The following is a 5356-nucleotide window of genomic DNA, read 5'->3' on the forward strand; positions in this document are numbered from 1 at the left end:
GATTCAGCGGGAAAACATCGGCACCACCAAAGACCGCCGGCTGCTGGAGCTGGAGCTCAACACCTGGGTGCGCGGCCTGGTCACGGAGATGACCGATCCGGGCGACGATCTGCAGGCCTCGCACCCGCTGCGCGATGCGAAAGTGGTGGTGGAAGACATCGAAGACAACCCGGGCTTCTTCCGCGTGAAGCTGTACGCGATCCCGCATTTCCAGGTCGAGGGGATGGACGTGAATCTGTCGCTGGTGTCTCAGATGCCAAAAGCCAAAGCGTAAGGCGGGAGCAGGGATGAAAATTTATCGTCCACTGTGGAACGAGGGGGCTTTACTGTCCCCCCAGCAGTTCCAACAGCAGGCTGAGTGGGAGTCTTTTCGAAGTCGAGGTGCATTAGCCCTGGCATGCCCATTCCCATGGGGGGTGGAAAAAGTTGAATTTAATGACAGCCTTCTTTCGTCGGGTTTGATCCAGATGACGCAGTTACGCCTCTGGCTGGAAGAGGGATCGCTGATTGATGCGCAAAAGAGCGATCTGCCTCCGGCGCCACGCGAGTTAGATGCCAGCCAGCTGGCCGGTCTCGATGCCGTAACCGTTCTCATCGCACTGCCTCACATGCAGCCGGGTATGATCAACGTACAACAGGAAGGTGTCACCGCAGACCGGCCGCTTCGCTATCGTGAAGAATGGGTGACGTTGCAGGATGCTTTCGGCTCGGAAGAAGAATCCATGGCCGTTGCCCGGTATAATGTCACCATTCGGTTTGCCCATGAAAACAATGATTCCTGGATAGTCTGCCCGGTAGCAAGGCTTATCCGGGATGGACAACATGCATGGCGACTGGATCCCTCATTTATTCCGCCAGTGGCGTCTTTTGCGGCAAGTCCGGTGCTTCGCGAACGTCTGGTGCTGCTCAATCGCCAGTTACGCTCCCGGCGGCAGCGTCTGATGACGATGCGCCGTGAGAGCAACGAAAGACTCGCCGATTTCGCCGTTGCCGATGTCTCGCTTTTCTGGTTGCTGAATGCACTGAATTCTCACGCCAGAGTGCTGACGGAATTTGAACGCTTTCCGTCCCGTCCGCCAGAACAGGTGTGGGCTGAACTCGCCCGTCTGGCCGGCAGCATGTTGACCTTCTCCCTGAACCACGATCTTGACGCGATACCCGGTTATGACCACGGGGAGCCGGCCAATACGTTCCCTCCGCTGTTTGATCTGATAACCGGCTTGCTGGAGGCCAGTCTGCCATCCCGGGTCATTGCGCTGGAAATGTCCCGCCCCGACGGACAGACCTGGAAAGCCAACCTGCACGATATTCGTCTGCGTGAAGAGGCCGACCTCTGGCTCTCAGTGCGTTCAGATATTCCAGCCTGGCAGGTGGCCGAGAAATTCCCTGCACTCTGTCAGGCGGGTTCGCCTGATGAGGTCAGTGAGATCTATGGCGCTGCACTGAAGGGGATCCCGTTGATCCCGGTGAGCAGGGTCCCGGCAGCGTTGCCCGTACGCATGGAGAACCAGTACTTCGCACTTGATATGGAAAGTCCCGCTGCGCATGAAATGCGGGAGCAGGGCGTGTGTATCTTCTATGTACCGGAGCTGCTTGGCGCGCTTGAACTTGAACTGTTTGCGGTGTTGCGCTCATGAGACAGGATATCAATATCGACCAGCTGATGACGGACACCTGGCTTACGGTCACCATGCTGAAGAAAGGTGCCGTGACGCTCAATGGCACTGCACTTTACGACAAGTGCGTTAAACAGGTTGAAAGCGTACGGGCAGCGCTGGAGCGTGCCGGTTATGACGAGGCCAGTGTCGAACATATTTCCTATGCACAATGCGCTTTGCTTGATGAGACGGTGATGAGCCGTAAGCCGGGAAAAAGTGAGGGAGGAGAGGGGCCCCAAATGGATGAGGGCCAGGTCGCCTGGCGTAAAGCGCCGCTTCAGGCGCGCTTTTTTGGCTCATTCCGCGCAGGCGAGGCGCTGTGGGATCGCGTTGCTGAGGTCCTGCGTCAGCCCTCACCGAACCCGGCCGTTTTGACGTGCTATCACCGGGTGATAGCGCTGGGCTTCCAGGGACTGTACAGCCTGAAAACGGTCAGTCAGGCGCAGCGGGATGAGGTTGCAAAAGCCCTCTCTGAGCGAGTATCTCCGCCTGATGCAGGCCTGTCACTGGTTGTTCACCGGATGGGGAGACATCGCTGGAGCCTGATGCGCTCTGTCTGGTTCTGGATAGCGCTCGCCGCCATCCTGACGGGCATCATCTGGTGGGGGGGCCACCTGTGGCTCCAGGCACTGTTGTCAGCACACATACCGGAGCTGCGTGGCTAATGCGTAGATCAGTCATTATTCCGGTTGCCCTGCACATCTTTGCCGCCGTTGCCACGTTGCTGTGGTTACTCTGGTATTTCATCCCGACGGGCAACGTGTTTAACGGGCTGGCCACACTGCTGATCCTCATCCTGGCCGGCTGGACGGTCTTTAGAAACTGTCGGCGTGACGCGCCAGCATCCGATGCCACCGTCAGCGCCAGTGACCTGCCATTACCCGACATCGCGGATCCCGTTGTACTGGTGTGTGGTGACAGGCTGGATACCCTGTTCCAGGGAAGCCCTTTACGTAAAACAGCCCAGGGATGGTGGCTGCGGACCGATGACGTCAGCCGGTTAACTGACGTTGTCAGCAGCATACAGAAACAGTTCCCGCGCCAGGTAGGTCAGCTTTCGGTGATGTACCGCTGCCTGCCAGACCAACATCAGGATGAAGCGGTTCTGCGCGCCACGGTGAAAACGCTCCGCCAGCAAAGTAAACAGATTCAATCCCTGACGGGTTTTACGCTGCCGGTGGTGCTGAGTGCCGACTTTTCCGGACCGGAAACGCCGTGGGTAATCGTGCGCGGTGACAAGCCGATGGTCTGTCAGGTTAATGATTCGCCTCAGGCGTTCATTGACTGGCAACAGGTGGATGACAATATCATGGCGCTGCCAGCAGTCGAACAGGCCTTTTCCTTTATCCGTACTACGCTGATCAATGAGCTGGATAAACCGGACCGGCTAACGCCGCCCGTACCTGTATTTTCCGTGGCTATGCGCCTCGGCGTGGTCAATCCTGAGGCGCCGTCAGTCTGGTCCGCCTGGCTCAGTTCCCGCACCTGTTTGCAGTTTTCCCGACAGTCAGGGCAGACCACCCCGACAAGCGTGTTTCCGGATGCGGTTCTGCCGCTGCTGGCGCCCTTTGCCTCTACCGTACAGGGGGGCCAGCGTACCCGCCGCCTGATCCTGCTGATATGGCTGTGTGTCCTGACCGCGTTGGGTATTTCTGCACTCAATAATCGTGACCTTATCCGTCAGGTAAGTGCCGATTTACAGCGCTGGAACGCGATCCCGATGAACCACTACCGTCCTAAAGCCGCATCGCTGGCTGCGCTGAAACAGGATGCGCTCCTGCTTGAACGCTGGCAGCGCCAGGGAGAGCCTTTACGTTACAGCCTCGGTTATTACCCGGGGCAACGCCTGTGGCTGGCCTTGCAGCAGGCTATCGACACCTGGACACCGCCACCCGCTCCTGAACCGAAACCGCTCCCGAAAATTGTTCGTCTCGACAGCATCTCGCTGTTCGATTCCGGTCAATCAGCGCTCAAAGAGGGCTCTACCAAAATACTCGTCAACGCACTGGTGGGGATCAAAGCCAAACCAGGCTGGCTGATCGTGGTCAGCGGACACACCGACAATACCGGCAGTGACCAGCTCAATCAGACCCTGTCTTTACAACGCGCTGAGGCCGTCCGTAACTGGATGCGTGATACCGGGGACGTCCCGGAGAGCTGTTTTGCCGTACAGGGTTACGGTGACAGCCGACCGATTGCATCAAACGACACGCCTGATGGCCGTGCGCATAACCGGCGTGTCGAGATCAGTCTGGTACCGCAGGCTGACGCCTGTCGTCTGCCAGGCACAAAACCTGCGTCACAGGATGTGCGTGACGTTTCAACTCAAGAAATGGAGAAGTAAACATGGCAATCCCAGTTTATCTGTGGCTGAAAGACGATGGCGGCGCTGACATCAAGGGTTCTGTCGATGTGAAGGATCGTGAAGGCAGCATCGAAGTTGTTGCTCAGCAACACAGCCTGTACATCCCGACGGATAACAACACCGGCAAGCTGACCGGCACCCGCATTCACACGCCGTTCCTGTTTACCAAGGAAATCGACTCTTCCAGCCCGTATCTGTACAAGGCGGTGACCACCGGCCAGACGCTGAAGTCTGCTGAATTCAAGTGGTACAAAATCAACGACGCAGGTCAGGAAGTGGAGTATTTCAACACCACACTGGAAAACGTCAAGCTGGTGAAAGTCGCACCGAAAATGCACGACATCAAGGATGCGGCTTTCGAGAAGCATAATCACCTTGAGCAGATTGAACTGCGCTACGAAAAAATCACCTGGACCTACAAAGACGGCAACATCATTCATTCCGATGCCTGGAACGAACGCACCACCGCGTAAGCCCCTGGCGGACAGATCCCCTCTGTCCGCTTTTTGACTTTTGTTCTGCACAGCGCCTGCCAGGCGGACGCTGTGTAGAGCAGTCTCGCAATATATCGGCATGAACCTTATGGGCATCGGTTAACGGCCAGGGGCGGTAGCGTGCCTGAACAAGAGGGAACGACATGGAACATCATTCAGCAGTCCTGCTGAGGCGGCTTAATCCTTACTGCGCCAGCGTGCTGGAAGGTGCAGCCGCTTCGTGCCGGGCCCGTGCGCATGCAGAAATCACGCCGGAACACGGGCTGTTAAGGTTGCTGGAGCAGACTGAAGGTGACCTGACCGTGCCTGCCCGTCGCGCTGAATGGGACAGGGATGCCGTCTGGCCGTCCTGCCTGGATGCACAGCTCCGTGCAGTACGCACCCGGTCAGAGCGCTCTGCTGCTCAAAAACCATTCTCATTACACCGGGCCTGGGATGATGAACAGGGCATTGTGCTGGCATTGGATGAACAGGCAGAAGGAGCGGCGCCATGAGCGGAACACTTTTCAAACAGGCCACCGACGCGGTACAAACGCTGTCAGGCCAGTCACGTTACCGGGTTGATGTGCATGGCTGCACGGAATGTCTGGATGTCTTGCACTTCAGCGCGGTGGAGTCCCTCAGCCAGCCCTGGCGCTATGACGTGGCGGTGACCTGCACCTCTGGAGATATCGCCTGCGAAACGTTACTGCTGAAGCCGGCGTCATTTACCTTCCAGACCCCGATGTTTGACGGGACACCGGCGCTGCCGGTCCGGACGGTATTCGGCGTGGTAAAATCGTTTCGCCGCGTCTCCTCGTCGAATGATGAGACCCATTACGCGCTGACCCTCGTTTCCC

At 57.7% G+C, this 5356-nt stretch carries 6 protein-coding genes and 1 pseudogene; all 7 read left to right on the top strand.

The annotated features are described in order from the left end of the window. A pseudogene (locus BS626_RS17775) lies at positions 1 to 274 on the top strand (type VI secretion system contractile sheath large subunit); the annotation flags it as partial. A gap of 13 nt (positions 275 to 287) precedes the next feature. Next, positions 288 to 1637 carry a type VI secretion system baseplate subunit TssK gene (tssK, locus tag BS626_RS17780; protein WP_075183684.1) on the top strand — a complete coding sequence of 450 codons (1350 nt, stop codon included), beginning with the start codon at positions 288 to 290 and terminating at the stop codon, positions 1635 to 1637. Continuing rightward, entirely contained in the window at positions 1634 to 2323 is a 690-nt protein-coding gene (gene tssL, locus BS626_RS17785; RefSeq protein WP_075183685.1) for a type VI secretion system protein TssL, short form, read from the top strand. Before tssK ends, tssL begins: the two co-directional genes overlap by 4 nt. After that, a complete protein-coding gene (locus BS626_RS17790; RefSeq protein WP_075183686.1) occupies positions 2323 to 4002 on the top strand; it encodes an OmpA family protein in 1680 nt (559 codons plus the stop codon). The genes tssL and BS626_RS17790 overlap by 1 nt, the downstream gene beginning before the upstream one ends. A 2-nt stretch (positions 4003 to 4004) precedes the next feature. Next, entirely contained in the window at positions 4005 to 4496 is a 492-nt protein-coding gene (locus tag BS626_RS17795; protein ID WP_075183687.1) for an Hcp family type VI secretion system effector, read from the top strand. Positions 4497 to 4660: 164 nt separating this feature from the next. Further along, positions 4661 to 5011 (top strand): hypothetical protein, encoded by a 351-nt coding sequence (locus BS626_RS17800; protein WP_371328515.1) that lies wholly within the window; start codon positions 4661 to 4663, stop codon positions 5009 to 5011. Further along, a partial coding sequence (locus BS626_RS17805; protein WP_371328516.1) for a contractile injection system protein, VgrG/Pvc8 family occupies positions 5008 to 5356 on the top strand: 349 nt, incomplete at its 3' end. The genes BS626_RS17800 and BS626_RS17805, both read left to right, overlap by 4 nt.

Origin of the sequence: Pantoea sp. 1.19 (assembly GCF_001922585.1) — a bacterium.
GTDB lineage: Bacteria > Pseudomonadota > Gammaproteobacteria > Enterobacterales > Enterobacteriaceae > 1-19.